This window comes from Pseudomonas proteolytica (assembly GCF_007858275.1).
GTDB lineage: Bacteria > Pseudomonadota > Gammaproteobacteria > Pseudomonadales > Pseudomonadaceae > Aquipseudomonas > Aquipseudomonas proteolytica.
Map to the genome: position 1 here is coordinate 187,092 of NZ_VFEV01000002.1, position 14,593 is coordinate 201,684.

Annotated in this window: 18 protein-coding genes; 12 read left to right on the forward strand and 6 right to left on the reverse strand. The window is 59.6% G+C overall.

Annotation, left to right across the window (positions count from 1 at the left end):
* Nucleotides 1-29: 29 nt before the first annotated feature.
* The 5 genes from FIV38_RS02365 to FIV38_RS02385 all read left to right on the forward strand — a co-directional run bounded on the left by FIV38_RS02365 (nucleotide 30) and on the right by FIV38_RS02385 (nucleotide 4,224).
* Nucleotides 30-866, forward strand: a complete 837-nt coding sequence (locus FIV38_RS02365; protein ID WP_092237214.1) for a 5'-nucleotidase, lipoprotein e(P4) family — start codon at nucleotides 30-32, stop codon at nucleotides 864-866.
* 262 nt (nucleotides 867-1,128) lie between these two features.
* Nucleotides 1,129-1,854: a DUF969 domain-containing protein gene (locus FIV38_RS02370; protein ID WP_029294194.1), complete on the forward strand. Its 726-nt coding sequence runs from the start codon at nucleotides 1,129-1,131 to the stop codon at nucleotides 1,852-1,854.
* The gene (locus FIV38_RS02375; RefSeq protein WP_092231387.1) at nucleotides 1,851-2,801 is read left to right on the forward strand and encodes a DUF979 domain-containing protein; all 951 of its coding nucleotides are present in this window, start codon (nucleotides 1,851-1,853) and stop codon (nucleotides 2,799-2,801) included. Before FIV38_RS02370 ends, FIV38_RS02375 begins: the two co-directional genes overlap by 4 nt.
* A gap of 7 nt (nucleotides 2,802-2,808) precedes the next feature.
* Complete coding sequence (gene pcp / locus FIV38_RS02380; RefSeq protein ID WP_029294197.1) at nucleotides 2,809-3,447, forward strand: pyroglutamyl-peptidase I; 639 nt, start codon at nucleotides 2,809-2,811, stop codon at nucleotides 3,445-3,447.
* Nucleotides 3,448-3,543: 96 nt separating this feature from the next.
* The gene (locus FIV38_RS02385; protein WP_092231384.1) at nucleotides 3,544-4,224 is read left to right on the forward strand and encodes an HAD family hydrolase; all 681 of its coding nucleotides are present in this window, start codon (nucleotides 3,544-3,546) and stop codon (nucleotides 4,222-4,224) included.
* Here the strand turns inward: FIV38_RS02385 and FIV38_RS02390 are convergent.
* From FIV38_RS02390 to csrA, 3 genes are all read right to left on the reverse strand, one after another.
* Nucleotides 4,211-4,462, reverse strand: a complete 252-nt coding sequence (locus tag FIV38_RS02390) for a hypothetical protein (protein ID WP_029294201.1) — start codon at nucleotides 4,460-4,462, stop codon at nucleotides 4,211-4,213. The two genes, FIV38_RS02385 and FIV38_RS02390, sit on opposite strands and share 14 nt — an antisense overlap.
* Nucleotides 4,463-4,552: 90 nt before the next feature.
* Nucleotides 4,553-4,819 carry a hypothetical protein gene (locus FIV38_RS02395; protein ID WP_029294203.1) on the reverse strand — a complete coding sequence of 89 codons (267 nt, stop codon included), beginning with the start codon at nucleotides 4,817-4,819 and terminating at the stop codon, nucleotides 4,553-4,555.
* 213 nt (nucleotides 4,820-5,032) lie between these two features.
* Complete coding sequence (gene csrA, locus FIV38_RS02400; RefSeq protein ID WP_007920550.1) at nucleotides 5,033-5,227, reverse strand: carbon storage regulator CsrA; 195 nt, start codon at nucleotides 5,225-5,227, stop codon at nucleotides 5,033-5,035.
* 247 nt (nucleotides 5,228-5,474) lie between these two features.
* Here csrA and FIV38_RS02405 point away from each other — a divergent pair, with 247 nt between their 5' ends.
* Nucleotides 5,475-5,849, forward strand: a complete 375-nt coding sequence (locus tag FIV38_RS02405) for an SPOR domain-containing protein (protein WP_092231381.1) — start codon at nucleotides 5,475-5,477, stop codon at nucleotides 5,847-5,849.
* A 37-nt stretch (nucleotides 5,850-5,886) separates the two neighbouring features.
* On the opposite strand, the gene FIV38_RS02410 is transcribed toward FIV38_RS02405, so the two are convergent.
* The 3 genes from FIV38_RS02410 to FIV38_RS02420 all read right to left on the reverse strand — a co-directional run bounded on the left by FIV38_RS02410 (nucleotide 5,887) and on the right by FIV38_RS02420 (nucleotide 8,159).
* Nucleotides 5,887-6,576: an endonuclease gene (locus FIV38_RS02410; RefSeq protein ID WP_092231378.1), complete on the reverse strand. Its 690-nt coding sequence runs from the start codon at nucleotides 6,574-6,576 to the stop codon at nucleotides 5,887-5,889.
* A 4-nt stretch (nucleotides 6,577-6,580) separates the two neighbouring features.
* Complete coding sequence (locus tag FIV38_RS02415; protein WP_029294216.1) at nucleotides 6,581-6,832, reverse strand: DUF1654 domain-containing protein; 252 nt, start codon at nucleotides 6,830-6,832, stop codon at nucleotides 6,581-6,583.
* 238 nt (nucleotides 6,833-7,070) lie between these two features.
* Entirely contained in the window at nucleotides 7,071-8,159 is a 1,089-nt protein-coding gene (locus tag FIV38_RS02420) for an asparaginase (RefSeq protein WP_029294218.1), read from the reverse strand.
* Between the two features lie 516 nt (nucleotides 8,160-8,675).
* On the opposite strand from FIV38_RS02420, the gene FIV38_RS02425 reads away from it, so the two are divergent.
* Genes FIV38_RS02425 through rbsD form a run of 6 tightly spaced genes read left to right on the forward strand, consistent with a single transcriptional unit; the run spans nucleotide 8,676 to nucleotide 14,585 of the window.
* Nucleotides 8,676-9,635, forward strand: a complete 960-nt coding sequence (locus FIV38_RS02425) for a sugar ABC transporter substrate-binding protein (RefSeq protein ID WP_092231376.1) — start codon at nucleotides 8,676-8,678, stop codon at nucleotides 9,633-9,635.
* A 58-nt stretch (nucleotides 9,636-9,693) separates the two neighbouring features.
* Nucleotides 9,694-11,247 carry a sugar ABC transporter ATP-binding protein gene (locus FIV38_RS02430; protein WP_029294223.1) on the forward strand — a complete coding sequence of 518 codons (1,554 nt, stop codon included), beginning with the start codon at nucleotides 9,694-9,696 and terminating at the stop codon, nucleotides 11,245-11,247.
* On the forward strand, nucleotides 11,244-12,221 hold the full coding sequence (locus FIV38_RS02435) for an ABC transporter permease (RefSeq protein ID WP_070995071.1): 978 nt from the start codon (nucleotides 11,244-11,246) through the stop codon (nucleotides 12,219-12,221). Before FIV38_RS02430 ends, FIV38_RS02435 begins: the two co-directional genes overlap by 4 nt.
* Nucleotides 12,222-12,224: 3 nt before the next feature.
* Nucleotides 12,225-13,247, forward strand: coding sequence for a LacI family DNA-binding transcriptional regulator (locus FIV38_RS02440; RefSeq protein ID WP_092231373.1), 1,023 nt, complete (start codon nucleotides 12,225-12,227; stop codon nucleotides 13,245-13,247).
* Between the two features lie 22 nt (nucleotides 13,248-13,269).
* Complete coding sequence (rbsK, locus tag FIV38_RS02445; RefSeq protein ID WP_092231369.1) at nucleotides 13,270-14,187, forward strand: ribokinase; 918 nt, start codon at nucleotides 13,270-13,272, stop codon at nucleotides 14,185-14,187.
* Complete coding sequence (gene rbsD / locus FIV38_RS02450) at nucleotides 14,184-14,585, forward strand: D-ribose pyranase (protein ID WP_092231366.1); 402 nt, start codon at nucleotides 14,184-14,186, stop codon at nucleotides 14,583-14,585. The genes rbsK and rbsD overlap by 4 nt, the downstream gene beginning before the upstream one ends.
* The last annotated feature ends 8 nt before the right edge of the window (nucleotides 14,586-14,593 follow it).

Consider the following 14,593-nt stretch of genomic DNA (forward strand, 5'->3'; position numbering starts at 1 on the left):
CTGTCTGGACCTTAATTATGGGTTTGAAAATGAAAGTAGAGAAAAACAACAAGATCTTCGCCGCTCCCATTCTCTTCTCGTTATTGATGCTTCAGTGTGCGCCGGTATGGTCAGGGCAAGTCACAAGTGTTGTTTCCAATGATCTGACTTCAGCCGTCGCCTGGAGGCAGACGGCTGCCGAGTTCGAGGCGCTTTACTATCAAGGTTTCAATATTGCCAAGATGCGCCTGGACAGTGCCCTGCAAGCGCACAAAGCCGGCGATCGGCCGTTGGCGATTATCAGCGACATCGACGACACCGTCTTGAGCAGCAACAGCTACTGGGGCTACATGATCAATTCGGGCAAGGAGTTCTTCGATGATGCCGCCTGGGATAAATGGGTGGCTGAAAACGGCCCGGTGGCCACGCCCGGCGCAGTGGAGTTTTTGAATTATGCGCAATCAAAAGGGGTAGAGGTTTTCTACGTCACGAGCCGTGACCAGGGCGACAAAACCTATGAATACGCCTTGGCAAACCTGCGCAATAGCAAGCTTCCCTTTGCGGATGAAAAGCACCTGACGGTTTACCGCGACACATCCAATAAAGAGCCCAGGCAACTGGAAATTGCCAAGGATTATGAAGTGGTCGTGATGTTGGGCGACAACCTCAATGACTTCAAGCGCAAGTACTACGTGTCCGATGTGCAGCAGCGCATGGCGCTGATGACCGAAGACAAGCAACAGTTCGGTCGCAAGTTTGTTCTCTTCCCCAACCCTACCGATGGGCACTGGCTTAAAGCTATTTTTGGTGATTCCGAGCCACCAGCCACACCGCAAAACAGCGCCAAATTCAAGGCCGCAGCTGCGTCCAGAGCTTGGCAGCCCTGATCAAGCAGGTTCACCCGGCAGGGCATGCCACGATTTGAACCACGCAAATCGTGGCATGCCTGTAATTGCCTGCCATCCCCTCACAAACTTTATTGGTTTGCAGCAACAATTTTTCTTGTTGGACACCCTCCGCTCCAAGCAGCAAAGATGCCCGCCAATGACCCTCGACCTACCCGGTCAATAATAAAAATCCGCGTCGGGCTCCCCGCCATTGCTTATCAGCGAGGCAGGCGTCGCAGCACGCAATCAAGGACTCAACGCCATGCAAACTGTTGTGAACCTTTGGCCGCTGATTGGCGTGCTCGTCATCGTGGTCGGCTTCGTGTTGCGCTTCAATCCGTTGCTGGTGGTGACGGCGGCAGCGATTGCCACCGGATTTGCCGCGCACTTCCCCTTGGAAAAAATCCTCGCCACCATGGGCGATGGCTTCCTGCAGACCCGCGCCTTGCAACTGATCCTGTTGCTGCCCCTGGCCGTTATCGGCCTGCTGGAGCGCCATGGCCTGCGCCTGCACGCGCAGAACTGGATTGCGCGCTTCGAGCGCGCCACCGTCGGGCGTCTGTTGATCATTTATCTGTTTGTTCGCGAATCCACAGCGGCCATGGGCCTGACCAGTCTTGGCGGGCATCCGCAAATGGTGCGCCCATTGCTGGCGCCCATGGCGGAAGGCGCGGCCGAGAAACGCTTTGGCAAACTGCCGGACAAGGTGCGCCACAAGGTCCTGGCGATGTGCGCCGCCACGGACAACGTGGGGCTGTTTTTTGGTGAAGACATCTTCGTGGCCTTTGGTGCGATTGCCTTGATGCACACCTTCCTGCTGGGCTCTGGCATTGATGTCGAACCGCTGCATATTGCGGTCTGGGGCATCCCCACGGCGATTTGTGCGTTCATTGTGCACGCGATACGTTTGCACCGCTTTGACCGAAGATTGACCCGCGAACTGACAGCCACCGCGCCCGCCAGCGTTCAGCCGGAGGCCGCGCAATGATCATTTCTATCCAATATCTGTATTGGCTCGCCGGGGTTTTGTTGCTGATTACCGCGGGCATGATCCTGGCTGACCGCACCCACCCCAAACGCTGGTCAAGTGCGTTGTTCTGGCTACTGTTCGCCATCCCGTTCCTGGTGGGCGAGCACTTGCCGTCGGTGGTCGTGGGCGTCGGCGTGGTGCTGATGGCGTTGATCGCCGGGCTCGGCGGGGTGGGGCGTGGTGCCCATGTCGAGCTGCATGACAAAGCCTCCCGTGCCAGCGCCGGCCGGCTGGGTCATAAACTGTTTATTCCGGCCCTGGCCATTCCGTTGACCACCGTAATCGGCTCTGTGCTGCTCAAGAACGTCGAGATTGGCGGCGTGCCACTGCTGGACCCGAAAAACACCACGTTCGTATCCCTCGGCCTCGGCTGCCTGATCGCCCTGGGCCTGGCCTGCTGGCTGACCCGCGACACGCCGGTGCAGGCCTTGCGGGAGTCGCGACGCCTGACCGAAGCCCTGGGCTGGGCCATGGTCTTGCCGCAGATGCTGGCGATGCTCGGCTTGCTGTTTAACGAGGCTGGCGTAGGGACGGCCGTGGCTCACGTCACCACCACCTATATCAACCTGGATTACAAGCTGGTGGCGGTGATGGTCTATGTGTTGGGCATGGCGCTGTTCACGGTGATCATGGGCAACGGTTTTGCCGCCTTCCCGGTGATGACCGGCGGTGTTGGTGTGCCGGTACTGGTGGGGATTTATGGTGGCAACCCGGCGGTAATGGCGGCCATTGGCATGTTTTCCGGGTACTGCGGTACGTTGATGACGCCGATGGCGGCGAACTTCAATATTGTGCCCGCGGCGCTACTGGAATTGCCTGACAAAAACGCGGTGATCAAGGCGCAGATGCCCACGGCGTTGATGATGTTGCTGGTCAACATCGTCCTTCTTTATGTGTTGATGTGAGGTGGTGATGGGGACTGTGCTACTGACGGGGTTTGAGCCGTTCGATCAAGACCTGATCAACCCGTCCTGGGAAGCTGTGCGTCAACTGGACGGGGTGCAATTGCAAGAAGGCGTCACCATCATCGCCCGCCAATTGCCCTGTGCCTTTGCCACTGCGGTTATCTGTTTGAACCAGTTGCTGGCCGAGCATCAACCGCAACTGGTAATTGCCACCGGCCTGGGGCCAGGGCGCAGTGATATTTCTATCGAGCGAGTGGCGATCAACCTCAACGATGCGCGGATCCCGGACAACCTGGGGGCTCAGCCTGTCGATACGGCGGTGATCCCTGAAGGGCCAGCGGCCTATTTCAGTACCTTGCCGGTCAAGGCCATGGTCAAGGCGGTGCGCGACGCTGGCATCGCCGCTTCGGTCTCGCACACGGCGGGCACCTTTGTGTGTAACCAAGTGTTCTACAGCTTGCAGCATGCCTTGGCGGGGTCTGGCGTGCGCAGTGGGTTTATCCATGTTCCTTTTCTGCCAGGGCAGGGGGCCGGGCCTCAGCCCTCAATGGCACTGGGGGCTACAGTCGAAGGGCTTAGGGTCGCGGTACTGGCCGCGTGGAATACGCCGCAAGATATCCCGGAGAGCGGCGGTCAGGTTTGCTGACGGCCTGGCGTCATCCTTCGTTTACAAGGCCTGGGCCGATCCGTAGATTGCATCAGGGCCCGATAATGGGCAGCGAGCATAAGAGGGAGCCCAGCAGTGTCCGTCAAAGAATCGGCTGTATTTGATCGTCCGTACCGTGCATTTCTGTTTGATATGGACGGTACCCTACTCAACTCTATTGCTGCCGCAGAGCGGGTCTGGGCTGCCTGGGCGCGGCGCCACGGGCTGGATGTCGAGGCGTTTCTGGGGACCATCCACGGTGTTCGGGCCATCGATACGATCAACCGCCAGGCGTTGCCGGGGGTGGACGCGCAGGCTGAGGCGCGAGGGATTACCGAGGCAGAGATCGAGGATGTGGAGGGCGTACTGGCAATCCCAGGCGCTGTGGCATTTTTGCAGAGTTTGCCTGCCCACCGCTGGGCCGTGGTCACGTCTGCGCCCAAGGCCCTTGCCCTGCGCCGTATGCACGCGGCAGGCCTGGTGCCGCCGGCTGTCATGATCACGGCTGAGGATGTGGCCAGCGGCAAGCCGGATCCGGCCTGTTACCTGCTGGGCGCCCAGCGTCTGGGGGTGCCGATAGGTGAATGCCTGGTGTTCGAGGATGCCCCGGTGGGGATCCGCGCCGGTGAGGCGGCGGGTGCGGACGTCCTAGTGGTGACCTCGGCGCATGGGGAGCCAATGGTGACGGATCATCCGACGATTGCGAGTTATGACCGCGTACATGTCCAGTGCGACGCCGCCGGTTCACTGCGCTTGCGGCCTTCTACACCGGCTTGAATGCCTCGCCACGCTTGGTCAGCAGGATGTTTTCAGCGCTAGCCCACTGGTAGCCCAATGGATCTTTGATGCTCCCGTGGGTAATGGTGCCCGTGATCAGGTGCAGCAGATGAAGTTGACGCAGGCCCGCGAGGACGTCATCGGGCTTGCCGTGCAATTGCGCGGAAGACTTTGGGTGATCTGCCGAGAGTTGTGCGATCAAGAACAATAGGTTCTTGGCGTTATGTTCTATGTCCATATCGATAACGTTTTTTATGGGATGTATGGGTATGGGTGCTACCGAAGTGGATAGTTCCTCCTGATTTAAGCATGGGATCCAATCGCTGTTTCAAGAGGGGGTTTTCTGGCGGGCCTGGCGAAACGCTCGACGACTGAGTTTTCGCTGGATCGCAGCCTGGATGGGCTTGAGGCAGAAGCAGAACAGATAGCCACCGAGAAACAACGCCAGGTCTGGCCATGAATTGGCATCCTGGACGGTGGTAGTGCCTTCCATATAAAACCTGAGGCCATACCCGATCGCTACGAAAGCCAGGGCAATCACCAGGGCGATTATCCAGGATTTACGGGTATAGGGCTCTTTGCGGGATCGCCTCATTAACGCGCTCCGAGGGCACTGTAAGGTTTTGTAGCGTTCCTGGAGGGGTTTGTCTGTTAAACGGCCCGCAAGTTCCGCGGGTGAGCCGGGGGAGGGGATGGCAAGTGGCTGGGCCTGGCGCGAATGCTGCGCTGATCACGGAATACCGTAGACAGGCCAAGAGGCTTTCGCCAGCCGTTACAGGGGACGAGCGGGCTGGCTACTGGGAGGGCTTCAAGGTGTTTCGCGTTTGTCCGGTGCAGTCAGGCCTGCCTGGATGCGCTGGTAAATCTCTTCGCGATGCACGGCAACATCTTTGGGAGCATTGATGCCGATTCTTACTTGCTGGCCGCTAACGCCCAGAATGGTGATCGTAATGTCATCACCGATATTTATGCTTTCACCGACTTTGCGGGTGAGTATCAGCATGGACTTCTCCTTGATTGCTTTGAAGGACGCATGTTCTAACAGGGCGGATGTCGGTTGCGTGTAGCTTACTGTGAAGCGCTTCCCTGTGGCTGCCTCTTTTAGGACGCATGGAGGCGGCATTAATTCCCATGGCGCCATCATACAGGTCTGGGAAACATCCTTCGCAATGTTTAAGCCAACGTTTATGACGGCCAGAATAGGCAGCGAATGATAAAGTTGCCTCTTTGATCATTAAAGGGGCAGGGCAGTGCGTAAAGTAGCGATGGCAATTGTGGTATTGGCGTTGGCCGGATGCGGTGAAGGGCCCAATCTCGACACCCCCCGAGACAAAGCTGAAGCCGCCAAGGCCCAGGCGCCTGCGGTTGCCGCTGTGCAGTGGGATATCCTGGTGCGCTCGCCCGACAACAAACTGCAGGCGCTGACCGACCTGACCGCCTGGTTGCTGGAAAACGGCTTTACTTTCTATCTGGCCAAGGAAGACGGCAAGGACCTGGTGCTGTTGGGACCATTCGCCAGCAAGGCCGAGGCCGAGGCTCGCCAGGTCCAGTTGCAGGAAAGGCTGGTGAAAAAGAAGAAGACCGACGCCGAGTCGCTGGTGATCGAGCACAAGGTCCGCCAGTAACAAGGGGGTTGGCGGGATCCGCGGATCCCGCTCGCGTTTATCCGCAGGCCTTGAGGTTCACCGGGCCGACGAACTCGTTGCCGCGCCCCATCACGCATGCCACGGTTTGATTGCGCTGGCGCTCCCAAGGCTGCACGGGATAGGTCCGGTTCCAGGCTTCATACAACTGGCGGTCCTGTTTCGACAGGCGCAGACCGTATTGTTTACTCATGTAAAAGTAAGTCCGGGCAATCATGCCGCGGATAGATGGCCTGGGCATGACCTTCTTGGCCTTGAAGTCCACTTGAGTCAGGCATGAACCGTATTGCCCGCTCTGCACTGGCAACCAGCCAAAGCTGAAGTTGTTGCGATCGCCATTGACCTCGCCGATGCTCGGTACCAGGTTGTGCAGGTCGGCTTCCGCGCGCTTGAAGACAGTATCGGTACGCGTGCAGTTTTTGCGTCCGCCGTCTTGCCAGCACTGGCGTTGATGCCCGATCTGCCAAGCCGGGACAATATGCTCCCACTCGATGCGCGCGGCCCGGTTCGCGTTTTTACGTGGGATGTAGCCGCAGGCTTTCAGGTCTACCCGGTTACCCGTGTATTTGCAGCCGCAATAAAACTCCGTGGATTGCGGAGCGTAGAGTTTCCAGGCGATTTTCTTGGCTTCACTGAAGGTGCGTGGGGCTTGGGCGTGGGCGGCGGTGGCAAAAAAAACACAGAACAGGGCGATAAAACGGACACTCATTGACTCAATCTTCCTTCGGCACGACCCAGAAAATCTGCACCCCACCATCATCGCGATAGGCGAGGGTGACGTTGTCGTTTTCTGCGATTTCCTCCAGTAGTCGTGCCCATTCGTCCTCTGGTTCCTCGGGCAGGCGAAAAATCAACGCGGCTTTGTTTTTTTGGGCGTTGGTGGAATTGATGATTTTTTGCACGCGGATCGCCAGGCGTTGGTAGGCGTCGGGAGGTGTTGGTGTTGCAGCGGAGGGCTTGGCCACGGAGGAGTCCTTAGTTAGCTGTACGAACATACAGTATTTAACTGTGAGAAAATTCGCAACTGCTTAAAATCCAAGAAGTCTGTGTGGCGGCAAATTTATGAAAGGCAGGAATGTTTTTTATAGGGGCCGGCTTACCGGCGATAGGGGGATGTCAGTCAATGATGCAACATCAGGTAGACCGCTATCGCTGGTAAGCCTGCGCCTACAGCGATAGCGGCGTATCGGTTACCGAGTGAACTCAGTATTCCCAGAAGATGCGCTGCAGTTCCTTGCTGTCCTGGGTCTTGGTCAAGGCGACCATGGCCAGGATGCGGGCTTTCTGCGGGTTCAGGTCATGGGCCACGACCCAGTCGTACTTGTCGTCAGGCTGTTCGGCGTTGCGCAGAACGAAACCGCCGGCATTGACGTGGGAAGAGCGAATGATCTGTACGCCTTCCTTACGCAGTTCCTGCAGGGCAGGCACTACCTTGGCCGGTACCGAGCCATTGCCGGTGCCGGCATGGATGATGGCTTTGGCGCCAGCCTGGGCCAGGGCTTTGTAGGCGGTGTCGCTGACGTTGCCATAGCCGTAGGCAATTTCAACATCCGGCAGGCTCTTGATGTTCTTGATATCGAACTCCGAGCCCATGGTGTGACGCTTGGCTGGCTGGCGGAACCAGTAGGACTTGCCCTCTACAACCATGCCCAGTGGGCCCCAGGCGCTTTTGAAGGCCTCAGTCTTGATGTTGATCATCTTGCTCACGTCGCGACCCGACTGGATCTCGTCGTTCATGGTCACCAGTACGCCTTTGCCGCGTGCGTCCTTGCTGCCGGCTACGGCCACGGCGTTGTACAGGTTCAGCATGCCGTCGGCGGACATGGCAGTGCCCGGGCGCATGGAGCCCACGACGACGATTGGCTTGTCGGTCTTTTCCACCAGGTTGAGGAAGTAGGCGGTTTCTTCGAGGGTGTCGGTGCCGTGGGTGATCACGATGCCGTCCACGTCCTTGCTGTCGGCAAGTTCGGCGACACGACGACCCAGTTGCAGCAGGTTTTCGTTGGTGATGCTCTCGGAAGCAATCTGCATCACTTGCTCGCCACGCACGTTGGCGATCTGGCTGAGCTCGGGAATGCCGGCGATCAATTGTTCGATACCGACCTTGGCCGCCTGGTAGGTGGCGCTGTTGGCCGCGCTGGCGCCAGCGCCGGCGATGGTGCCGCCAGTGGCCAGTACCACCACGTTGGACAGCTTGGTCTTGGATTCAACTTCCTTGGCCTGGGCGGCAACCGGGAAGAGCAGCAGCAGGGCTAAGGCGCCCGGAACAAAGTTCTTGAGTGCAGATTTCATTATTTTTCTCTCTAGTTTTGATGAGTGCATGTGCAGGTTCATCCAGAACACCCCGGGCTGCGCTGAGCACCACAAGGTGCTGATTAAGAGCAGGATTTGTACCAGCGAGATTTTGTTTGAGGATTGTTTTTAACCTGCTGATTTAAAACAAATTTTTAACGGTGTGTGAGTTTTTGGCTTTAGCTCGTGTCCGAATTTCCGAACGCTGGCGGCTTCGGCGTTCGGTTGTCCGAAATTCATTCCGGAAAAATCAACAAGACGCTTCTGAAATGCGGCCGCAGGTCTGTCGTTTTAGAGAACGATCGCCTAGCCCGGATGTTTAGGCACGAGGGGGGTGGGCTGTAGGGCAGGAAGTAGAGCGTGCACGGAAAAAGCCCGTTTCTTTCGTTGACAAAATTCAGCCTTATTCGCATAGTTTGTTTAGCGCAAACGTTTGCGAGATGTTTCACGAGCACTCCGTGAGTGAGGTGAAGCTGCAGGCGTTGCTCAAAATAATCATAAGATCGGAGTGAACCCATGAAGCTGCCATTCGCTGGACGTTTGCTTGCTGCCGCTGTCCTGGCTGCCGCATCCGCTGCCCTGCCTCTTTCCTCTGCATTCGCTGATGACAGCGCCGCCAAACCCAAGGTCGGCCTGGTGATGAAGTCCCTGGCCAATGAGTTTTTCGTCACCATGCAAGACGGTGCCAAGGACTATCAGAAAGCCCATGCCGCCGATTTCGACATGATCACCAACGGGATCAAGAACGAAACCGACACCTCGGCCCAGATTGATATCGTCAACCAGATGATCCTCGCGAAAGTCAACGCAATCGTCATCGCGCCCGCCGACTCCAAGGCCCTGGTCAACGTACTGAAGAAAGCCTCCGATGCCGGGATCAAGGTGGTCAACATCGATAACCGCCTCGACCCAGAAGTGCTGAAAAGCAAAAACCTCGAGGTTCCCTTCGTAGGCCCGGATAACCGCAAGGGTTCGCGCCTGGTCGGCGAGTACCTGGCCAAGCAGTTGGCGAGCGGCGACAAGGTCGGGATTATCGAAGGTGTGCCGACCACCACCAACGCCCAGCAACGCACCGCCGGCTTCAAGGATGCGATGGATGGGGCGGGTATGAAGATTGTCTCCGTGCAGTCCGGTAACTGGGAGATCGACCAGGGCAACAAGGTCGCGGCTGCCATGTTGAGCGAATACCCAGACCTCAAGGCGCTGCTGGCCGGTAATGACAATATGGCCTTGGGTGCCGTTTCTGCGGTACGTGCGGCAGGCAAGGCCGGCAAGGTCCAGGTGGTTGGCTACGACAATATCGCCGCGATCAAACCGATGCTCAAGGACGGCCGCATCCTGGCCACCGCCGACCAGGCGGCTGCGCAGCAAGCAGTGTTTGGTATCCAGAACGCGCTGAAGCTGGTCAAGGGTGAAAAGGTCGAGTCCGTGGATGGCGTGATCGAAACGCCGGTAGAACTCGTCCTCAAGCAATAATCCCTGGCTGCGCACTACAGCGCCCGTTCACGTCGAGCGGGCGCCTGGAGATTTTCCTATGTCATCTTCCGCACCGACCACTGTCCTCTCGGTCAGCGGTATCGGTAAGACCTATGCCCAGCCTGTCTTGTCTGACATTACCCTGACGCTCAATCGCGGCGAGGTGTTGGCACTGACCGGTGAGAATGGCGCGGGCAAAAGCACCCTGTCGAAGATCATCGGTGGCCTGGTTACACCCACCACCGGGCAGATGCAGTTCAACGGCCAGGACTATGCCCCGGCCAGCCGCACCCAGGCGGAAAAGCAGGGGATCCGCATGGTGATGCAGGAGCTCAACCTGCTGCCGACCCTGACCGTAGCCGAAAACCTGTTCCTCGATAACCTGCCCAGTCGTGGTGGCTGGATCAGCCGCAAGCAACTGCGCAAGGCCGCGATCGAGGCCATGGCACACGTGGGGCTGGATGCCATCGACCCGGACACCCTGGTTGGCAGCCTGGGCATCGGTCATCAGCAGATGGTCGAGATCGCCCGCAACCTGATCGGCGACTGCCATGTGCTGATCCTCGACGAACCGACGGCAATGCTTACCGCCCGTGAAGTCGAGATGCTGTTTGAGCAAATCAGCCGCCTGCAGGCTCGGGGCGTGGCAATTATCTACATTTCCCATCGCCTGGAAGAGCTGGCCCGCGTGGCCCAGCGCATTGCGGTGCTGCGTGACGGCCAACTGGTGTGTGTCGAGCCAATGGCCAACTACAACAGCGAGCAACTGGTCACGCTGATGGTCGGTCGCGAGTTGGGCGAGCACATCGACCTCGGCCCGCGCACCATTGGCGCGCCTGCCTTGACGGTCACGGGCCTGACCCGTTCGGACAAGGTCCGGGATGTGTCCTTTGAGGTGCGCGCCGGTGAGATCTACGGCATCTCCGGACTGATCGGTGCCGGTCGTACGGAGTTGCTGCGCCTGATCTTTGGTGCCGACCTGGCCGACAGTGGCACGGTGGCCCTCGGCTCGCCGGCCCGGGTGGTGAGCATTCGCTCGCCGGTGGATGCGGTAGGGCACGGCATCGCGCTGATCACCGAGGATCGCAAGGGCGAGGGCCTGTTGCTCAGCCAGTCCATCAGCGCCAACACGGCCCTGGGCAATATGGCCAAGGTGTCCAGCGCCGGCCTGGTCAATGGGCGTGATGAAGCGGCGCTGGCCAAGCGGCAGATCGACGCCATGCGCATCCGCAGCTCCAGCCCCGCGCAATTGGTGTCCGAGCTGTCGGGAGGCAATCAGCAAAAGGTGGTGATCGGCCGCTGGCTTGAGCGCGATTGCGCGGTGATGCTGTTCGACGAACCGACCCGTGGCATCGACGTCGGCGCCAAATTTGATATCTATGCGCTGCTTGGCGACTTGACCCGCCAGGGCAAGGCGCTGGTGGTGGTGTCCAGCGACTTGCGCGAGCTGATGCTGATCTGCGACCGCATCGGCGTGCTGTCTGCCGGACGCTTGATCGAAACCTTCGCGCGTGACAGCTGGACCCAGGACGAATTGCTTGCCGCCGCGTTTGCCGGCTATCAGAAACGTGATGCGTTGCTCAACGAAGCAGCGCCCAGGACAACCCCATGAAAACAGCAACTCCAACCGCAAAAGCCGGCGGCAATTTCTACGGCCTGGGCACTTACCTGGGCCTGGCAGGTGCCTTGATGGCGATGATTGCGCTGTTCTCGGCCCTGAGCAGCCACTTTTGGTCCTATGACACCTTCAGCACCATCGCCAACCAGATTCCCGACCTGATGGTGCTGGCGGTCGGCATGACGTTCATCCTGATCATCGGCGGCATCGACCTGTCGGTGGGTTCGGTGCTGGCCCTGGCAGCATCTGCGGTCAGCGTGGCGATCCTCGGCTGGGGCTGGAGCGTAGTCCCGGCGGCGTTGCTCGGCATGGGCTGTGCGGCCCTGGCCGGGACCATCACCGGTTCCATCACCGTGGCCTGGCGTATTCCGTCGTTCATCGTGTCCCTCGGCGTGCTGGAAATGGCCCGTGGCGCGGCCTACCAGATGACAGGCTCGCGCACCGCCTATATCGGCGACTCCTTTGCCTGGCTGTCCAACCCGGTGGCATTTGGTATCTCGCCATCATTCATCATTGCCTTGCTGGTGATTATCGTTGCCCAGGCGGTCCTGACGCGCACTGTGTTCGGTCGCTACCTGATTGGTATCGGCACCAATGAAGAAGCGGTGCGTCTGGCGGGGATCAATCCAAAACCCTACAAGATCCTGGTGTTCAGCCTGATGGGGCTGTTGGCCGGTGTGGCGGCACTGTTCCAGATTTCCCGCCTGGAAGCGGCCGACCCGAATGCCGGCTCCGGCCTGGAGCTGCAGGTGATTGCCGCAGTGGTGATCGGTGGCACCAGCCTGATGGGCGGGCGTGGTTCGGTGATCAGCACGTTCTTTGGGGTGTTGATCATTTCTGTATTGGCAGCCGGCCTGGCGCAGATCGGCGCGACCGAGCCGACCAAGCGCATCATTACCGGCGCCGTTATCGTGATTGCCGTGGTGCTGGACACCTACCGCAGCCAACGCGCAAGCCGGCGGGGTTGAGACATGGCAACCATCAAGGATGTGGCGGCGCTTGCGGGCATTTCCTACACCACGGTTTCCCATGTGGTGAACAGGACGCGCCCGGTCAGCGAGCCCGTGCGGCTCAAGGTCGAAGCAGCGATCAAGCAGCTGGACTATGTACCCAGCGCAGTCGCCCGTTCGCTGAAGGCCAAGACCACCGCGACCATCGGCCTGTTGGTGCCCAACAGCCTGAACCCGTATTTCGCGGAGCTGGCCAGGGGCATCGAGGATTACTGCGAGCGCAATGGCTACTGCGTGATCCTGTGCAATTCCGATGATAACGCCGATAAACAGCGCAACTATTTGCGGGTGTTGCTGGAGAAGCGCGTCGATGGCCTGATCGTTACCTCGGTTGGTGGCGATGACAGTGGCCTGGCGACTGGCCTCAAGGCGGTGCGCACGCCCATGGTCATTGTCGACCGGGGCCTGGAGGGCGTTGATGTGGATCTGGTGCGCATCGATCATGAGCAGGGCGCTTATCTGGCAACCCGGCATTTGCTGGAGCTGGGGCACCGGGATATCGCCTGTATCGGCGGACCGGCGCACACGCGTGTCGCGCAGATGCGACTGGCCGGCTACCAGCGGGCGTTGCAGGAGGCCGGTGTGGCGGCTCCTGCCAGCCGCGTATTGGAAAGTGATTTCACCAGTACCGGTGGCTATGCGGCGGCGGTGCAGTTGCTGGCGGATAATCCGCCCAGCGCGATATTCGCCGGCAACGATATGATCGGCTTCGGTGTGCTGCGTGCGGCCGCCGAACGCAACCTGCGGGTGCCCGCCGAGCTGTCGGTGATTGGTTTTGATGACATTCAAATGAGCCGCTATGTCTACCCCGCGTTGACCACCGTGGGCCAGTCGATCCTGCAATTGGGGGAGATGGCGGCGGAGTTGTTATTGCGACGGATTGCGACACCGCAATTGCCGGCTGACCAACGCATTGTCACGCCGAGCATTGTCTTGCGTGAGTCAACGGCGCCGTTGGCTGGCGTGTTTGCCTCAAACCGCTGAACGAATTGATGAGTATTGATGTATGCCAGCAAAAGTAGTGGTAGTAGGCAGCCTGAACATGGACCTGGTGACCCGCGCCAGCCGGCTGCCTCGCGGCGGTGAAACCCTGGTCGGCCAGTCGTTTGCCACCGTGCCGGGCGGTAAGGGCGCCAATCAGGCGGTCGCTGCGGCGCGTCTGGGGGCTGACGTTGCGATGATCGGCTGCGTGGGCAGCGATGCCTATGGCGCCCAGTTGCGTGACGCGTTGTTGGTGGAGGGGATCGACTGCCAGGCCGTCAACGAGGTAGAGGGCTCCAGCGGTGTTGCGCTGATTGTGGTGGATGACAGCAGTCAGAATGCGATCGTGATTGTGGCTGGCAGCAACGGCCAACTGACACCCGCGTCGCTGCTGGCGTTCGACGCTGTGCTGCAGGCGGCCGAGGTGATTGTCTGCCAGCTCGAAGTGCCCATGGACACTGTGGGGTATGCCCTCAAGCGCGCTCGCGCACTGGGCAAGACGGTGATCTTCAACCCCGCGCCCGCCAGCGGGCCGTTGCCGGCAGACTGGTACGCGGCGATCGACTACCTGATCCCCAACGAAAGCGAAGCATCGGCCTTGAGCGGTGTGCCGGTGGATTCGCTGGACGCGGCCAAGGTCGCGGCTACGCATCTGCTAAATGCCGGTGCGGGCAAGGTGATTGTGACCCTGGGCTCGCAAGGCGCGCTGTTCGCCGATGGCCAGGGTTTCGAGCATCTGCCGGCGCCCAAGGTCCAGGCGGTGGATACCACGGCGGCGGGCGATACCTTTGTCGGCGGCTTTGCCGCAGCACTGGCCAACGGGCAGGGCGAGGCCGAGGCCATACGTTTTGGCCAGGTCGCGGCGGCTCTGTCGGTCACCCGTGCCGGGGCGCAACCCTCTATTCCCACATTGCATGATGTTCAAGGCTTTGTTCGCCCATGAAGAAGACTCCATTGCTCAACATTGCCCTGTCGCGGTTGATTGCCTCCCTCGGCCATGGCGACATCCTGGTGATCGGCGATGCCGGCCTGCCGGTGCCGCCGGGGGTGGAGTTGATCGATCTGGCGCTGACCCAGGGCATTCCTGATTTCATCAGCACCCTGCGCATTGTGCTCACGGAGATGCAGGTTGAAAGCCACGTGTTGGCTGAGGAAATCCTGCACAAGCAGCCGCCGGCGCTGGCGGATCTCAACGCGCTGGACCCGCGCGACCTGGGTGAGCGCCGCCTGCTCAGTCATGAGGCGTTCAAGCAGCTCAGCCACAAGGCGCGCGCGGTGGTGCGTACTGGCGAGTGCCAGCCCTACTGTAATATCGCGCTGGTGTCTGGCGTGACTTTCTAGCATTTCCC

What these genes read in the sequence shown, in the direction of transcription:
- FIV38_RS02365 (WP_092237214.1), top strand. Translation starts at nt 30, where the DNA reads ATGAAAGTAGAGAAAAACAACAAGATCTTCGCCGCTCCCATTCTCTTC.
- FIV38_RS02370 (WP_029294194.1), top strand. Translation starts at nt 1,129, where the DNA reads ATGCAAACTGTTGTGAACCTTTGGCCGCTGATTGGCGTGCTCGTCATC.
- FIV38_RS02375 (WP_092231387.1), top strand. Translation starts at nt 1,851, where the DNA reads ATGATCATTTCTATCCAATATCTGTATTGGCTCGCCGGGGTTTTGTTG.
- pcp (WP_029294197.1), top strand. Translation starts at nt 2,809, where the DNA reads ATGGGGACTGTGCTACTGACGGGGTTTGAGCCGTTCGATCAAGACCTG.
- FIV38_RS02390 (WP_029294201.1), bottom strand. Translation starts at nt 4,462, where the DNA reads ATGGACATAGAACATAACGCCAAGAACCTATTGTTCTTGATCGCACAA.
- FIV38_RS02395 (WP_029294203.1), bottom strand. Translation starts at nt 4,819, where the DNA reads ATGAGGCGATCCCGCAAAGAGCCCTATACCCGTAAATCCTGGATAATC.
- csrA (WP_007920550.1), bottom strand. Translation starts at nt 5,227, where the DNA reads ATGCTGATACTCACCCGCAAAGTCGGTGAAAGCATAAATATCGGTGAT.
- FIV38_RS02410 (WP_092231378.1), bottom strand. Translation starts at nt 6,576, where the DNA reads ATGAGTGTCCGTTTTATCGCCCTGTTCTGTGTTTTTTTTGCCACCGCC.
- FIV38_RS02420 (WP_029294218.1), bottom strand. Translation starts at nt 8,159, where the DNA reads ATGAAATCTGCACTCAAGAACTTTGTTCCGGGCGCCTTAGCCCTGCTG.
- FIV38_RS02425 (WP_092231376.1), top strand. Translation starts at nt 8,676, where the DNA reads ATGAAGCTGCCATTCGCTGGACGTTTGCTTGCTGCCGCTGTCCTGGCT.
- FIV38_RS02430 (WP_029294223.1), top strand. Translation starts at nt 9,694, where the DNA reads ATGTCATCTTCCGCACCGACCACTGTCCTCTCGGTCAGCGGTATCGGT.
- FIV38_RS02435 (WP_070995071.1), top strand. Translation starts at nt 11,244, where the DNA reads ATGAAAACAGCAACTCCAACCGCAAAAGCCGGCGGCAATTTCTACGGC.
- FIV38_RS02440 (WP_092231373.1), top strand. Translation starts at nt 12,225, where the DNA reads ATGGCAACCATCAAGGATGTGGCGGCGCTTGCGGGCATTTCCTACACC.
- rbsK (WP_092231369.1), top strand. Translation starts at nt 13,270, where the DNA reads ATGCCAGCAAAAGTAGTGGTAGTAGGCAGCCTGAACATGGACCTGGTG.
- rbsD (WP_092231366.1), top strand. Translation starts at nt 14,184, where the DNA reads ATGAAGAAGACTCCATTGCTCAACATTGCCCTGTCGCGGTTGATTGCC.